Genomic DNA, 272 nt, shown 5'->3' with positions numbered 1-272 from the left:
GGATGATCGCCGACGGCTCCATGAAGGTACCGGCGATCAGCAGCACGATGTTCACCACGATCAGGAACTCGATCGGGCTGAAGCCCTGCTCGACGACCCAGGCAGTGATCGACTGCGGAATCTGCTCGGTGGTCAGCACGTGGGCGAACAGCATGGCGTTGGCAATGATGAACATCAGCATGATGCTCAGTTTGGCCGAGTCGAGGAGAACCTTGGGGGTCTCGCGAAAGGTCAGATCCTTGTAAACGAACAGAGCGATGAAGGCCGAATAG

Annotated in this window: 1 protein-coding gene; it reads right to left on the bottom strand. The window is 57.4% G+C overall.

Annotated features, from left to right (window positions below):
- Nucleotides 1-272: TRAP transporter large permease subunit (locus tag AC0IYH_RS31660; RefSeq protein WP_471838208.1), on the bottom strand; the 272-nt coding region annotated here is incomplete at both ends.

Source organism: Pseudomonas sp. AC463, assembly GCF_979253585.1.
This window is presented reverse-complemented; position numbering and strand designations above follow the sequence as displayed.